This is a genomic window from Thermoactinomyces mirandus, assembly GCF_013868055.1.
Lineage (GTDB): Bacteria > Bacillota > Bacilli > Thermoactinomycetales > Thermoactinomycetaceae > Thermoactinomyces > Thermoactinomyces mirandus.
On the sequence record NZ_JACEOL010000036.1, the window covers coordinates 136,372 to 151,505 of the forward strand.

Annotated in this window: 18 protein-coding genes; all 18 read left to right on the top strand. The window is 45.4% G+C overall.

Annotation, left to right across the window (positions count from 1 at the left end; translation table 11 throughout):
* The first annotated feature begins 53 nt into the window (after nucleotides 1-53).
* The 18 genes from glyA to nuoI all read left to right on the top strand — a co-directional run bounded on the left by glyA (nucleotide 54) and on the right by nuoI (nucleotide 15,131).
* Nucleotides 54-1,301, top strand: a complete 1,248-nt coding sequence (gene glyA / locus H2C83_RS11880; RefSeq protein WP_181740991.1) for a serine hydroxymethyltransferase — start codon at nucleotides 54-56, stop codon at nucleotides 1,299-1,301.
* A gap of 985 nt (nucleotides 1,302-2,286) precedes the next feature.
* Nucleotides 2,287-2,916 (top strand): uracil phosphoribosyltransferase, encoded by a 630-nt coding sequence (gene upp / locus H2C83_RS11885; protein ID WP_181740993.1) that lies wholly within the window; start codon nucleotides 2,287-2,289, stop codon nucleotides 2,914-2,916.
* A gap of 278 nt (nucleotides 2,917-3,194) precedes the next feature.
* A complete protein-coding gene (locus tag H2C83_RS11890; RefSeq protein ID WP_181740994.1) occupies nucleotides 3,195-3,410 on the top strand; it encodes an AtpZ/AtpI family protein in 216 nt (71 codons plus the stop codon).
* 16 nt (nucleotides 3,411-3,426) lie between these two features.
* Nucleotides 3,427-3,840 (top strand): ATP synthase subunit I, encoded by a 414-nt coding sequence (locus H2C83_RS11895; RefSeq protein WP_181740996.1) that lies wholly within the window; start codon nucleotides 3,427-3,429, stop codon nucleotides 3,838-3,840.
* On the top strand, nucleotides 3,809-4,600 hold the full coding sequence (gene atpB, locus H2C83_RS11900; protein WP_312853910.1) for a F0F1 ATP synthase subunit A: 792 nt from the start codon (nucleotides 3,809-3,811) through the stop codon (nucleotides 4,598-4,600). The genes H2C83_RS11895 and atpB overlap by 32 nt, the downstream gene beginning before the upstream one ends.
* Nucleotides 4,601-4,738: 138 nt before the next feature.
* Entirely contained in the window at nucleotides 4,739-4,963 is a 225-nt protein-coding gene (atpE, locus tag H2C83_RS11905) for an ATP synthase F0 subunit C (RefSeq protein ID WP_181740998.1), read from the top strand.
* A gap of 99 nt (nucleotides 4,964-5,062) precedes the next feature.
* A complete protein-coding gene (gene atpF, locus H2C83_RS11910) occupies nucleotides 5,063-5,548 on the top strand; it encodes a F0F1 ATP synthase subunit B (RefSeq protein ID WP_246333876.1) in 486 nt (161 codons plus the stop codon).
* Nucleotides 5,545-6,087 carry a F0F1 ATP synthase subunit delta gene (locus H2C83_RS11915; RefSeq protein WP_181741000.1) on the top strand — a complete coding sequence of 181 codons (543 nt, stop codon included), beginning with the start codon at nucleotides 5,545-5,547 and terminating at the stop codon, nucleotides 6,085-6,087. Before atpF ends, H2C83_RS11915 begins: the two co-directional genes overlap by 4 nt.
* 34 nt (nucleotides 6,088-6,121) lie before the next feature.
* Complete coding sequence (gene atpA, locus H2C83_RS11920) at nucleotides 6,122-7,639, top strand: F0F1 ATP synthase subunit alpha (protein WP_181741002.1); 1,518 nt, start codon at nucleotides 6,122-6,124, stop codon at nucleotides 7,637-7,639.
* Between the two features lie 84 nt (nucleotides 7,640-7,723).
* A complete protein-coding gene (gene atpG, locus H2C83_RS11925) occupies nucleotides 7,724-8,599 on the top strand; it encodes an ATP synthase F1 subunit gamma (protein WP_181741093.1) in 876 nt (291 codons plus the stop codon).
* Between the two features lie 58 nt (nucleotides 8,600-8,657).
* Nucleotides 8,658-10,064 (top strand): F0F1 ATP synthase subunit beta, encoded by a 1,407-nt coding sequence (gene atpD / locus H2C83_RS11930; RefSeq protein ID WP_181741004.1) that lies wholly within the window; start codon nucleotides 8,658-8,660, stop codon nucleotides 10,062-10,064.
* Nucleotides 10,065-10,232: 168 nt separating this feature from the next.
* Nucleotides 10,233-10,493, top strand: coding sequence for an ATP synthase F1 subunit epsilon (gene atpC / locus H2C83_RS11935; RefSeq protein WP_181741006.1), 261 nt, complete (start codon nucleotides 10,233-10,235; stop codon nucleotides 10,491-10,493).
* A gap of 534 nt (nucleotides 10,494-11,027) precedes the next feature.
* Nucleotides 11,028-11,378 (top strand): NADH-quinone oxidoreductase subunit A, encoded by a 351-nt coding sequence (gene ndhC / locus H2C83_RS11940; RefSeq protein ID WP_181741095.1) that lies wholly within the window; start codon nucleotides 11,028-11,030, stop codon nucleotides 11,376-11,378.
* Nucleotides 11,369-11,887: a NuoB/complex I 20 kDa subunit family protein gene (locus H2C83_RS11945; RefSeq protein WP_181741008.1), complete on the top strand. Its 519-nt coding sequence runs from the start codon at nucleotides 11,369-11,371 to the stop codon at nucleotides 11,885-11,887. Before ndhC ends, H2C83_RS11945 begins: the two co-directional genes overlap by 10 nt.
* Nucleotides 11,884-12,582 carry an NADH-quinone oxidoreductase subunit C gene (locus H2C83_RS11950; protein WP_181741010.1) on the top strand — a complete coding sequence of 233 codons (699 nt, stop codon included), beginning with the start codon at nucleotides 11,884-11,886 and terminating at the stop codon, nucleotides 12,580-12,582. The genes H2C83_RS11945 and H2C83_RS11950 overlap by 4 nt, the downstream gene beginning before the upstream one ends.
* A 3-nt stretch (nucleotides 12,583-12,585) precedes the next feature.
* Nucleotides 12,586-13,686 carry an NADH-quinone oxidoreductase subunit D gene (locus H2C83_RS11955; RefSeq protein ID WP_181741012.1) on the top strand — a complete coding sequence of 367 codons (1,101 nt, stop codon included), beginning with the start codon at nucleotides 12,586-12,588 and terminating at the stop codon, nucleotides 13,684-13,686.
* Nucleotides 13,686-14,660, top strand: a complete 975-nt coding sequence (nuoH, locus tag H2C83_RS11960) for an NADH-quinone oxidoreductase subunit NuoH (RefSeq protein ID WP_181741015.1) — start codon at nucleotides 13,686-13,688, stop codon at nucleotides 14,658-14,660. Before H2C83_RS11955 ends, nuoH begins: the two co-directional genes overlap by 1 nt.
* A gap of 27 nt (nucleotides 14,661-14,687) precedes the next feature.
* On the top strand, nucleotides 14,688-15,131 hold the full coding sequence (gene nuoI / locus H2C83_RS11965; protein WP_181741017.1) for an NADH-quinone oxidoreductase subunit NuoI: 444 nt from the start codon (nucleotides 14,688-14,690) through the stop codon (nucleotides 15,129-15,131).
* Nucleotides 15,132-15,134 lie beyond the last annotated feature (3 nt).

Sequence of the window (15,134 nt, forward strand, 5' to 3'; positions counted from 1 at the left end):
GGAATCGGTTTGATAGAATATATAAAAAAGCCGAACATTCAAGGAGGTATATCATGGAATTGTTAAGAAAAAGTGATCCGGAAGTGGCTGAAGCGATTCGTCAGGAATTGGGCCGTCAGCAGGATAAAATAGAGTTGATTGCTTCTGAAAACTTTGTATCTCCGGCTGTGATGGAAGCGATGGGGACTGTCCTGACCAACAAGTATGCTGAGGGATACCCGAGCAAACGGTATTATGGCGGCTGTGAATATGTAGATGTTGTGGAAGATCTGGCCAGGGAGCGTGCCAAGAAACTGTTTGGCGCAGAACACGCCAATGTGCAGCCTCATTCCGGGGCACAGGCCAATATGGCTGTCTATTTTTCAGTATTGAACCCCGGAGATGTGGTTTTGGGAATGAATCTGGCACACGGCGGTCATCTGACGCATGGGAGTCCGGTCAACTTTTCCGGGAAACTGTATCGGTTTGTGGCTTACGGTGTTGACCGCGATACCCACCGTATTGACTATGATGAAGTGCGCAAGGTGGCATTGGAACACAATCCCAGGTTGATCGTAGCCGGTGCGAGCGCCTATCCCCGCATGATCGATTTCAGGGCATTTCGGGAAATCGCCGATGAAATTGGAGCTTACCTGATGGTAGATATGGCTCACATTGCCGGTCTAGTGGGAACGGGTCTTCATCCCAGTCCTGTTCCGTATGCTGACTTTGTAACGACCACCACCCACAAAACCCTGCGCGGGCCACGCGGCGGCATGATCCTGTGCAAGGAAAAATATGCCAGACAGATCGACAAAGCGATATTCCCCGGAATTCAAGGGGGACCGCTCATGCATGTGATTGCCGCAAAAGCGGTTGCACTTGGCGAGGCATTGACGGATGAGTTTAAAGCATACAGCAGACAGGTTGTGGAAAACGCAAGGTACCTGGCTGATTCCCTGAAAGAACAGGGATTTGAACTTATTTCAGGCGGAACGGATAATCATTTGATCCTGATCGATGTACGCAACATGGGCCTGACCGGGAAAAAAGCGGAAGCACTTCTGGATGAAGTGGGAATTACGACCAACAAAAATGCCATTCCGTTTGATCCGGAGAAGCCGTTTGTAACCAGTGGAATCCGGATCGGAACTGCTGCCGTAACCAGTCGGGGAATGGATACCAAGGCGATGGAAGAGATCGCCAGGATTATAGGAATGGTATTGAAAAATCCGGAGGACAGCCAGGTGCAGGCGGAAGCGAGACAGCGGGTTGCGCACTTGACTGAAACGTATCCCTTGTATTCGCAACTTTCATATTGAATAACATGAAACATCCATAAACCCACAGTCCGGTCCCTGGTGGATCGGACTGTTATAATCTGAGGTTAAAAGCAAAAATTATCTAAAAAAACTGCTAGTCCCAAGAATTTTTCTTTTCTGTTTGGAAAACCGTTTGGTTGGTTTGCCTTAAAAATGCTCGCGGGACGCTATCATCCTTTTTGGACCCTAGATTGTGTTCTGTGCTGGATATGCCGGTTTGATATTGTTGTTGACTTTTTTTGGAAAATGATGATAATTCCAGCTTAAAAAAATCATCTTAGTTTTTAGGGTGCTTTTGAAGATTATTTACTCATTTCAGAATAAACTTATTCCAATGCTGATGGGGATTCAGACCAAACAATAGATATTTGCCGAGGGATTTGATTATCTATACAGTCTGGAGACCATGCCGGACACTCAGCCGGAGACCGGTTGGAGGTTTTTCGGAATGAGTTGATCTGAACCAGGCCTTGAGGGAGCTTGACGGGCAATCTGCTGACCTTTAATCCTTCAAGCAGAAGACATTAGCGTATGTTAAAGAAAGGAAATGAAAATTTATCGAAAATTGACAACAAATAACAAATATATAACAGAAACATGCCCTGAAAGTAAAATTGTATTATAATGACAAAAAGAACAATTTATAGGAAAAAATTCGTTATGAATTGGTTTTTCTCAAGAGTTAACGCTGGCACCAGCAGATATTATTCTTTCCAAAGGCAAGAGGATTCGGTTAACGCCGACTGTATTTTTATTGTTTTCCCTCAACAGTCCGTAATCTGGCAACCAGAAAAGTGAAAATAGTTTCCATAAAAAAGTCTTTCCAGAAAAAATACCCGTTTATTTTTGGTAAAGCTGTCGTAAAGCCCTTTAATTATTCAGGATAATTTTTCCAAGATTTTTTTGTGAATAACTGTTTATATTGAATAGATTACGGGTATAATCATTTGGATGTAATAAAATATTAGAAAAGGGTGGGGTAATAATGGGGAATCTTTATGTATTTGATCACCCGCTTATTCAGCACAAGTTGACTTACATTCGCGACAAAAACACCGGAACCAAGGAATTCCGCGAATTGGTTGACGAAGTGGCAGCTTTGATGGCTTATGAAATTACCAGGGACATGCCGCTTCGTGAAGTGGAAGTGGAAACACCGATTACTCGGGCGAAATGCAAAGTACTGGCAGGGAAAAAAATAGGTCTGGTTCCGATCCTGCGTGCAGGGCTTGGCATGGTGGATGGCATTTTGAAACTGATCCCGACTGCCAAGGTTGGCCATCTGGGAATGTACCGTGATCCGGTAACCCTGGAGCCGGTTAAATATTACTCCAAAATGCCTTCGGATATTGGTGAACGGGACCTGATCCTGATTGATCCCATGCTGGCAACCGGAGGTTCTGCCACTGCCGGAATAAGCGCCCTGAAGGATATAGGAGCCAGAAACATCAAACTGATGTGCCTGATTGCCGCGGAAGCAGGGATTGAACGTGTGCAAAAAGAGCATGGTGATGTGGATATTTATGTAGCCGCGGTAGACCCGGAACTGAACGAGAAAAGCTATATTGTTCCAGGTTTGGGAGATGCTGGTGACCGGCTCTTTGGGACGAAATAATCATTAAAAACTTTAAAGGGAGAAAAGCAATCGGGAAGCAAAAACGTCATATTATTAGTTTGTTTGGCTAAAAATATATGAATATATTAGTTATATATAAATTAATTTTTATAAATTGAATAGTTTGTGCAGCAGGCTTTTTTGAGAATTAGTTGACAACTTATAGAACATTTCGTTACTATAGGCAGAAAGAGTACCTACTCGGGAAACAATCAGAAGCAAAAATTAAGCTCCCCAAGCTAAATTTTCCTCCAAAAACAGAGTGATGGGGGTTTTTTATGAATGTGAACAGTAAAGCCATGCGGATTGCTGCGGCAGTCAGTTCAATGGGGACGGAAATTGTCCTTCTGACGCTGGGCGGGGCCTGGCTGGGGAAAAAACTGGATGTTGTTTGGGGAACAAAGCCGTTCATGCTGTTATCGGGTGTGTTGCTCGGAATAGGATTAGGTTTTGTCAGCGCGATCTATACTTTGAGAGCTTTGTTAAAGGAATGAATTCCTCATGGGGTCCTTGAAAAAGATTCAACAGCAGGTGGTTTATTTCACTGCTGCGATGCTCGCTCTGCTACTGGCCATCTGGTTTGTTGCCCCTTACCAAAGAATCGTGGCCGGTATTTTCCTGGGTATATGTGTAAGTTTGTACAATGTCTTTAATCTCGCGAAAAAAATGAGAGTTGTAGAAGAAAATGTCATTGCGACAAAGACCGCAAAATATCGAGGAATCGGTATGATTCATCGTTATCTGATGGTGGCCTTAGCGATTTTTTTTGCTGTGAAGTTTTCCGCATGGTTTGATGTTCGCGCAATTGTAGCGGGGTTGCCATTTTGTTATATATTAATTGCTTTCCTGGAGTTTCTTGATGCCAGACGTTCTCCAACTTGGAAAGAAAGGGGTGAATCTACGGCAAATGGAAAAAACACCTAAAATAGGGTTTGAGTTGGCGGGGATTCCCATCCAGTTTGATGTAACTGTTATGTTTACAACGATTGTTACTTGTGCTCTGGTGCTGATCCTGGCAATCGCTGCGGCCCGTCGGCGTTCACTCGTTCCTAAAGGACTGCAAAATGCTGTTGAGATGCTGATTGAATTTACCCAAGGGATTGTCCGCTCAAACCTGGAAGGAAAAACAGCTGAACGCTTTTATGGTTTTGCATTTACACTCTTTTTGTTTATTTTTATTGCAAACCAATTGGGTCTTATGTTCAATGTAGTCGCGGAATACCATGATCCGATCCCGTCATTACATATTGAGGCGGTTCATGAAGAAGGGCACGAAGCAGGCGGAGGCGAAGAGCATAATGCTTATGCCTGGTGGAAGTCACCGACTGCAGATATCAACGTAACCATCTCAATGGCATTGGCGATTACCCTGGTTGCTCACTTTTTGGGAATCCGTAAATCAGCAAAACACTATGTTTCCCATTACTTTCAGCCGTACTGGTGGATGTTTCCGATCCATTTGGTCGACGAAGTCGCCAAACCGGTTACACACGGCATGCGTCTTTGGGCCAACATTTTTGCTGGTGAAATCCTGATCATGGTTTTACTCAGAGGAAGTTGGTACCTGACCGGGGCGCCACTTATCGTGTGGCTTGCTTATTCCGTCCTGGTTGGCCTCATTCAGGCGTATGTCTTTACGGTACTGGCTATGGTATACATGGCGCAAAAAATCGCGTATGATTAATGGTTTTACTCACGAAAAGCTTTGAACAGAAAAAGTCTGAAAAACATCTGTGCTGAATATTTACACACTTGAAAGTTTGTAAATGTTAGAACAATGGTTCTTAAACCTTTTAAGACGATATATTGAGGAGGAATAGTTATGGATTTGAACATTTTGGCTGGTGCATTATTGCTCGCATTTGCTGCAATCACAGGGGGAATTGGTAACGCATTGGTATTTAGTCGCTATCTGGATGGTGTGGTTCGTCAACCTGAAGTTCAAAGAACCTTGTTTGCGCAAACCTTTATTGGAATTGCATTGGTTGAAGCCTTGCCGATTATTGCTGTGGCATTTGGAATCATGCTGGTACTTGGCATTATCTGATGAGTCCGGTCAGTAGACGGGGAATCTTAAGATGTCCCCGTCTGATCGTGTGAAAAAAGAAGCTGAACAATCCCATAAGCCTGAAGGGAGTGAACTGGATTGTCATTTGAAATCGGAACGATGCTGTTTCAGCTGGTGGCATTTATTATTTTAATGCTTCTTGTCTCCAAATTTGCCCTTCGTCCTATGCTGAAGACAATGAAAAAACGGCAGGATTATATTGAGGATCAGCTTGAGGATGCAAAAGAAAACCGCATAAAAGCTGAAAAATTGCTGGAGGAACAACGTAAAGCATTAAACAAGGCACGCAAGGAAGCGAAAGAAATCATTGAACGTGCAAGGGCACAAAAAGATCGTGAGTCTGAGGCGATTATCAAACAGGCGCAGGAACGGGCAGGACGCATTCTTGAAGAAGCAACCAGCGAAATCCGGCGTGAAAAGGAAAAAGCGCTGGCCAGCTTGCGTGATGAAGTAGGTATGCTTTCGATCCAATTAGCATCCAAGGTTCTGCAAAAGGAATTGGACAAAAAAGAACAGTCCGAGCTTGTTTCCAGCTATCTTGACGAGGTAGGAAGATTACAATGAGTAAAGCAGTAGCAAAACGTTATGCGAAAGCGTTGTTTGAGGTTGCTTCAGAAAAAAAATGCGTGGATTTGATTGAAAAAGACCTGAAACATATTGCCGATATATTTGCGGCTTCCCCGGAGTTGAGCCAAATGCTGAATCATCCCGCGATCGGGACCGAGCAAAAAAAAGAACTTGTAACAAAGGTTTTCAAGGGGCTTGACAAGTATACAAACAATTTGGTCTATTTGCTGATCGACAGACATCGGGAAACGGTTTTGCCTGATATTTACGAAGTATACAAGTCCCTTGCCAATGAAGCAAAAGGAGTCACGGAAGCGATCGTCACAACGGCATTCGAATTGACTGCCGATGATAAGGAACAGTTACTGGCAACTTTTGAACCGATCATCGGGAAAAAAATGGAGATTGTTGAAAAAGTGGATTCAGATATCCTGGGCGGGGTGATCGTACAAATAGGCGACCGCCTGTATGATGGAAGCCTGAGAACGAAACTGAACCGCTTCAGGGAACATTTAAAACGAACACAAGTAGGTTAGACCATAGACGGAAGAAAAGATCGGGGTGACACTGATGAGCATTAAACCGGAAGAGATCAGTTCTCTCATTAAAGAGCAGATCGAAAATTACCGTGCCGGAATTGAGGTTACGGATGTAGGTACCGTCATGCAGGTAGGTGACGGGATTGCTCAGGTTCATGGTTTGATGAATGCCATGGCTGGTGAGCTGGTTGAGTTTAAAAATGGCGTCATGGGAATGGTATTAAACCTGGGAGAAAACAACGTGGGTGTCATTATTTTAGGACCCTTCCAGGATATTCGCGAAGGCGACCAGGTAAAGCGTACAGGTCGTATGATGGAAGTGCCTGTTGGCGAACAGCTTCTCGGACGGGTTGTCAATCCGCTTGGTCAGCCACTTGACGGAAAAGGACCTATTGAAACAGCGGAATTTCGTCCGGTTGAGTCGCCGGCGCCTGGCGTCATTGACAGGAAATCGGTTCATGAACCGTTGCAAACAGGAATTAAAGCGATTGACTCGATGATTCCGATCGGACGTGGCCAACGGGAGTTGGTGATCGGGGACCGTCAGACCGGTAAAACGGCAATTGCGCTTGACACGATTATCAACCAGAAAAACGAAGATGTCATTTGTGTGTATGTGGCAATTGGCCAAAAACAATCGACAGTCGCTCAGGTAGTGGAAAAATTGCGCCGGTATGGGGCGCTTGATTATACCATTGTCGTCGTTGCGAGTGCTTCTGATCCGGCTCCGCTCCTGTATCTCGCTCCTTATGCGGGTTGTGCGATGGGCGAATATTTCATGTACAAGGGCGGCCATGTACTTGCCATTTATGACGACTTGACAAAACAGGCTGCTGCATACCGTGAACTTTCCCTCTTGCTGCGGAGACCACCAGGCCGTGAAGCTTTCCCGGGAGACGTATTCTACTTGCATTCCCGGTTGCTGGAGCGGGCTGCCAAACTGTCAGATGCTCGCGGTGGCGGTTCCTTAACTGCTCTTCCATTTATCGAAACGCAAGCAGGAGACGTATCTGCTTATATTCCAACCAACGTAATCTCCATTACCGACGGACAAATTTTCCTGGAATCTGACCTGTTCTATTCCGGGGTTCGCCCGGCGATTAGTGTGGGTATTTCGGTATCGCGCGTAGGTGGCTCGGCTCAGACCAAAGTAATCAAAAAACTCTCCGGTACCTTGCGTCTGGATTTGTCCCAGTACTATGAGCTGGCTGCGTTTGCGCAATTTGGATCGGATCTGGACAAAGCAACCAAGGCGAAACTGGCACGGGGCGAACGGACAGTAGAAATTCTGAAACAAGACGAGAACCAGCCGCTTCCTGTCGAAAAACAGGCTGTTTCCCTGTATTTGGTAACAAAAGGATATCTTGATGATATTCCGGTGGCAGATGTTCGCCGCTTTGAAAAAGATTTCCATGATTATCTGGATGCCAATGAACAAGGCATTCTTAAATCGATCCGCGAGAAAAAAGTCATGGAAGAGGAAACAGAGGAAAAACTGAAAAAAGCCATTGAAGTTTTCAAGAAAGGATTTGCAGTTTCTGAAAAGTAACAGATGCCGGATCAATTTTGATGGAGTCGCTGTTTGCCAGCGGCTCTGATGGCTGGGAGTCGGTTGCAGAAAGGCGGTGAAACCATGGGGCAATCAATGCGTGATATTAAAAGACGCATACGTTCGACAGAAAACATGAGGCAGATTACCAAAGCCATGAAGATGGTCGCGGCGGCCAATTTGCGCCGGGCACAGACCAAGGCGGAAAAAGGGCGTCCCTATGCGGAAAAGATGCGTGATGTGATTGTAAATATCGCCCGGGGGACAAAGGGCGCCAAACATCCCATGCTTGAGTCACGTCCGGTGCGCAAAACGGGATATCTTGTCATTACGTCGGATCGCGGATTGGCCGGAGGGTATAACAGCAACCTTTTGCGGACATTGGTTCAAACCCTCAGTGAACGCCATCAGAGCAAGGACGAGTACGTAATGTTTGCCATCGGGAGTAAAGGACGGGATTTTCTGAAGAAGCGCGACTATCCGGTAATCGATGAGATCACGGGATTACCTGATGCTCCCACGTATGAGGAAGTGCAGGAAATTGTGAAAAAAGCTGTCGGTTATTATGCGGAAGAGAAATACGACCAGTTATATATTGTTTACAACCAGTTTGTCAATCCAATCGTTCAACGTCCGGTAAACAAACAATTGTTGCCACTGTCAAGTGGCAATTTGCAGGAAGAATCCAAAAGCCCGAAAACAACATACGAATATGAGCCATCACAGGAAGAAGTTTTATCTGTTTTGCTCCCCCGTTATGCAGAAGCCTTGGTTTACAGTGCACTGCTTGATGCAAAAGCAAGTGAATTTGCGGCAAGAATGACAGCGATGAGCAATGCGACAGACAATGCAACAGAAATGATTGACACTTTCACACTGCATCTGAACCGTGCGCGCCAGGCAGCCATTACCCAGGAAATTGCAGAAATCGTTGGTGGTGCATCTGCGCTTAACGGCTGAGCAGGGCGGAGTTGAAAGGACAGGAAACAACTGCATGGATGTTTAAGGAGGGAATCTGATGAGTTCTGGACGTGTGCTTCAGGTTATGGGTCCGGTTGTAGACGTTGAATTTGAACGCGGACACTTGCCTGAAATTTATAATGCAATTACAGTGAAGCGGCCTGAAGGAAAAGAGTTGGTTTTGGAAGCTGCTTTGCATTTGGGGGATAACGTTGTACGTACGGTAGCAATGTCCTCAACGGATGGATTGGTTCGGGGAATGGAAGCCGTTGATACCGGGGGCCCGATCAGCGTACCTGTAGGACGAGCAACATTGGGACGGGTTTTCAATCTGTTGGGTGAGCCGATTGATGAAGCCGGGGAAGTAAAAGCGGAAGAAAAAATGCCAATTCACCGTCCGGCACCGGATTTTGTCGATCAATCAACGGAACAGGAAATGTTGGAAACCGGGATTAAAGTGGTTGATTTGCTTTGTCCATATGCCAAAGGTGGAAAAATCGGTCTCTTTGGTGGTGCAGGTGTAGGAAAAACGGTGTTGATTCAGGAACTGATCAATAACATTGCCCTGGAGCACGGAGGATTGTCTGTATTTGCGGGTGTTGGGGAACGTACCCGTGAAGGAAACGACCTTTATTATGAGATGAAAGACAGCGGCGTTATCGATAAAACTGTCATGGTGTTCGGTCAGATGAACGAACCACCTGGTGCACGGATGCGGGTTGCTTTGACCGGTCTTACGATGGCGGAACATTTCCGTGACAGTGAAGGTCAGGACGTCTTGTTGTTCATTGATAATATTTTCCGCTTTACCCAGGCTGGTTCCGAGGTGTCTGCGCTACTCGGGCGCATGCCTTCTGCTGTGGGTTATCAACCGACTCTGGCAACGGAAATGGGGCAGTTGCAAGAACGTATTACTTCAACCAAAACCGGTTCGGTTACCTCGATCCAGGCGATTTATGTGCCCGCAGACGACTACACCGACCCGGCGCCAGCGACGACATTCTCTCATCTGGATGCAACTACCAACCTGGAACGTCGTTTAAGCCAGAAAGGAATTTATCCGGCAGTTGACCCGCTTGCGTCATCTTCCCGGATCCTGTCTCCTGATGTAGTTGGACTGGAGCATTATCAAGTGGCCCGTGGCGTTCAACAAATTTTGCAACGTTATCAGGAATTGCAAGATATCATTGCTATTCTTGGTATGGATGAATTATCTGACGATGACAAGCAATTGGTTGCCCGTGCACGGAAAATTGAGAAATTCCTGTCGCAAAGTTTCCACGTTGCTGAGCAATTTACCGGTAACCCCGGTGTCTATGTACCTGTCAAGGAAACTATTCGCAGCTTCAAGGAAGTATTGGAAGGCAAGCATGATGATTTGCCGGAGGATGCATTCTACATGGTTGGAGGCATCGATGAAGCCATTGAAAAAGCCAAAAAACTCGGTTATACCCGTATGATTTAAATGAAGGACGGAAACGGATCTTTTTTCCGTCCTGTTCAGACGGACTGCCCCTGTTTCCGTTTGGGTTTGGAGGGGGATGGACTTGATGAACGGCTCACTCCGTATGGTAAGGAGGTGAAGTCCTGCCATACCCAAAGGGTTCGATCTTTGGAGGATGGGTAGGCAAATATGAGTAAGGTTCAATTGGAAATCGTAACACCTGAGCGAATTGTTTATTCGGAACAGGTTGATATGGTCATTGTCAGAGCGGCTAATGGGGATGTGGGTATTTTGCCCAGACATATTCCGTTTGTAAGCCCGATTATTGGTGAGACAGTTCGAGTCAAGAAAAATGAGTCGGAAGAACGAATCAAAGTCAATGACGGGTTTATCGAAGTCCGTCCTGATAAAATCACGATTCTTGCCGAATCAGCGGTATTGTCCGATTGACAGATCTTCTGCCGGGTCTCATCACCTGATGTTAGCCGACAGGATTGATATTCCATGCAACAACCATGTCAACTTATTGTTGGATAAAACCGAAATTGAATCAGGAACTTATGTTAAATGAATAGCTTGTAGGGGGGCACCTTACAAAAGGTGCCTTTTTATTATGACACCGGGTGAAATGATCTTTTTTCTTTCAACTTGATAGGGGAACAACTTTAATTAAAATTGTAATTATTAAAATCATTATCCTTCTCACAATTAGTAAAGTAGTGTATAATCTAAAAATAGGGGATGGAGATGCCGACTTTTCAGCAATTTGAATGAATTAAAAAAATGGACCTGAGTAGTAAAAAATTGTCATCCAATTTTCGAAATTGGTCATGAGGTCGATTAATTATGGATATGATTGGTTTATGTAAATGATTTTATTTCTGAACGAATTGTTAAGGTCGATATTGGAAATGAATGAAGACGTTTTTATGGTAAAGGATCTCGAAGAAGGAAGGGATCAGTTTGATTGAGCCAAGTCATTTGATGATGATGAGTTTTATTATCGTAGGTATTGCCCTCCCCGTACTGGCTTTGTCGGCAGGAATAATCCTTCGTCCCCACAAGCCTTCACCTGAAAAGCGGATCACTTATGAAAGTGGTGTTGATCCTACCGGTGACAGCTGGGTAAAGTATAACGTCCGTTACTACCTGTTTGCCTTGCTTTTTGTCATTTTCGATGTGGAGGCCGTTTTCCTGTATCCATGGGCATCCAGTTATGATGTTCTACGCTCTGAAATAGGGCTGTTCATCCTGGCTGAAATGTTTATCTTCGTGTTTTTCCTCATCCTGGGACTAATTTATGCCTGGAAAAAGAGGGTGTTAGAATGGAACTGAATTTTGAAAATATAACTCCGTTTGAAGAACAGGAGTTTAAGCGAAATGTCATCACCACCAATTTGGATCAGCTGAAAGGATGGGTTCGCAGCAATTCAATGTGGCCACTTTCATTTGGATTGGCATGCTGTGCGATTGAGATGATGGCTACAGGCGGTTCCCACTATGATTTTGACCGGTTTGGCGTCATATTCCGGGCATCTCCGCGCCAGGCCGATGTCATGATTGTGGCAGGAACCGTTACGAAGAAGATGAGTCCTTTATTGCGCCGGTTATATGATCAGATGCCTGATCCTAAATGGGTTGTTGCAATGGGTTCTTGTGCTACTGCTGGGGGTCCATATGTGAAATCTTACTCAGTTGTAAAAGGAGTAGACCAGATCGTTCCGGTAGACGTTTATATTCCCGGATGCCCACCCAACCCGGCAGCGCTTATTTACGGCATTAACAAGCTGCAGGAGAAAATCCGTTATGAGGCAAAACACGGCAAGAAGGTGATTAACCGATGAGTACATGTGAAATTAATAACAAAGACCTGGAAAAGAAATCTGCAGAATTATCATCTTCTCCGGGGAAAAAGGCAGAGCCTGACCGCGCCGAAAAGAAAGCTGCTCCGGCCAAAAAAGCAGTACCGAAAATGCCAACAGGCGCTGCCGGAGCCAGGCGAGCGAGACCGGCGGAACGTCCAAATCAGGCCAAAAAAGAAGAAAAACCGGAAGAACCGTCCCCGCTTGAGCCTCTTTTGCAGAAATTTGTCAGGGAGATCAGGGAAAAGGCTGGCGAAGATGCAATCACGGAAGCTTACATTAATCGGGCAAGCGGACACGTGCCTACACTGGTTGTCACCAAGGAAAAATGGAGTGACGTGGCCATTATATTAAAGGAAGATCCCGCTTTTGCCTTTGATTATATGCGGGTTCTGTCATCTGTTGACTACCAGACAGAACTGGAAGTGGTTTATCAGTTTTATTCGTTCAAGAATGAACATCAGATTGCCATTCGTGTCAAAACAGACCGGGAAAAGGCGGAAGTTCCGAGCGTGGCTCACTTGTGGAAAGCTGCCAACTGGAATGAACGGGAAGCGTATGATTTGATGGGGATCCGTTTTAAAGGACATCCCGATTTAAGACGGATCATGTTGCCTGATGACTGGGTGGGACACCCGCTTCGGAAAGATTATGAATCGCTTGATAAGGAGGGTTAATCCTTGCTCCGTACAGAAGAAATGTTGTTGAACGTTGGACCTCAGCATCCCAGTACTCACGGCGTACTGCGGTTGAAGTTGAAAATCGATGGAGAAATTATTGTGGATGCGGAGCCGGTGATTGGATATCTCCATCGAGGGACGGAAAAATTGGCGGAGGATTTGAATTATACGCAAATTATTCCTTACACCGACCGCATGGATTATATATCGGCTATGACCAACAATTATGCCATCGTACACGCTGCGGAACGTCTCATGCAACTGGAAATCCCGGAACGGGCTGAATATCTTCGGGTGATCGCCATGGAGCTTAACCGGGTTGCAAGCCACTTGGTATGGGTGGGAACCTATCTGCTGGATTTGGGGGCATTGACTCCGTTTTTGTACTGTTTCCGCGATCGCGAGGAGATTCTGGATCTCTTCAATGAATTGTGTGGCGCCCGCATGACTTTTAACTATATGCGCGTAGGCGGCGTAAAATGGGATGCGCCTTCGGGATGGATTGAAAAAGTGGCCGGGTTTGTTGAAAGAATGAAGAAAGAAGTAAAAGAATACCACAATTTGATTACCGGAAATGAAATCTTCATCCAACGCACCAAAGGAATCGGTATTGTTTCAAAATCATTGGCCATTGAATATGCCTTGTCCGGAGCGAACCTCAGGGTTACCGGTATTAACTGGGATCTGCGGAAAAACAAACCTTATTCCATTTATGACCGGTTCGAGTTTGATGTCCCGGTCGGAAAAACGGGTGACCTGTATGACAAGTATTTGTGTCGCATGAGGGAAATAGAAGAATCGCTCCGGATCGTTGAACAGGCAATTGCCCGGTTCCCCGAAAGCGGGCCGATTTTGGCCAAGGTTCCCAAAGTCCTTCGGGTTCCGGAAGGGGAAGTTTATGTAGGGATTGAATCTCCGCGGGGAGAATTGGGATGTCATATTGTAAGCAAGGGAAAAGACAAACCATGGCGCCTGAAATTCCGCCGTCCGTCTTTCTATAATTTGCAAATTATACCGCACTTGCTGAAAGGAGAAAATATTTCCAATTTGGTTGCAATCCTGGGTGGTATCGACATTATTCTGGGGGAGGTGGATTGCTGATGAATTCATGGCTGCTGATCGGACCAGTACTGCTGCTTCTGGTTGTACTTCTTTTTGTTGTGTATGCGATCTTTTTTGAACGAAAAGTGATCGGCTGGGCGCAAAACCGGATTGGTCCCAATCGCGTAGGATACTGGGGTTTGCTGCAAACGGTCGCCGATGTTTTGAAATTGTTGTTCAAAGAAGATGTGATCCCGAACAAGTCAGACGAATTGCTTTTCCGGATCGCACCGATTATCGCATTTGTACCTTCCTTTGCGGTATTGGCGGTAATTCCGTTTTCTGACTCAATCCGGTTCTCCGATTTTGCAATCGGTTTATTATACTACATGGCCCTTTCCAGCATTACGATTATCGGAATCCTGATCGGGGGATGGTCTTCCAACAACAAATATTCGCTCATGGGCGGCATGCGTTCAGCCGCACAAATGATCAGTTATGAAATTCCCCTGGTCATGTCTGTAGTTGGTATCGTTCTGTCTGTAGGATCGTTAAATCTTACGGAAATTGTTGAGGCACAAAAGGATGTCTGGTTTATTGTTCCCCAGTTTGTCGGGTTTGTCGTCTTTTTGATCGCGGCAATTTCAGAACTGAACCGTTGTCCGTTTGACCTGCCCGAAGCGGAATCGGAACTGGTTGCCGGTTACCATGTTGAATATTCGGGATTTCGGTTTGCCTTCTTCATGCTGACCGAGTATGTGTATATGTTCGCAATGGCTGCTTTAACGACCGTACTTTATCTTGGAGGATGGAATGCACCGTTTGGACTGACGTTTATTCCACCAATCATTTGGTTTGTCCTCAAGTTTTTGCTGATTGTATTTTTCCTGTTTTGGCTGCGAGCAACGATGCCAAGGCTTCGTGCAGACCAATTGATGCAGTTTTCCTGGAAAGTATTGTTGCCAATCGCTTTGCTGAACATTTTGTTAACCTGTGTTTTGAAGGAAGTTCCTGTAATCGGAGCATATTTTTGATGGAGAATTTGAATGGAGGGAAGCATCGTGCTGGGCTTAGTAAAAGGGTTGGGAGTTACCCTGAAAAACATGACCAAGCCGAAGGTAACCTATCGTTATCCGGATGAGCCGCTCCTTATGCCAAACCGCTTCCGCGGGATACAACATTTTGATCCGGAAAAATGCATTGTCTGCAACCAATGTGCACGGATCTGTCCGACAGATTGCATTACTTTATCCGGGAAAAAGCAACCGGAAAAGAAAGGGAAAGTGATCGATACCTACACGATCAATTTTGAAACATGCATCTTGTGCGATCTGTGTACAGAGGTCTGCCCGACTGGAGCAATTACAATGACCAATAACTATGAACTCGCCGTGTATAGCCGTGACGAACTGTTCAAGGATTTGGAATGGCTGAACCAAAACAATACACATATTCGTGAGGAACAAAGCGGCAATGTAGCAAAAAGACACGGAGGAAAACAATAATGT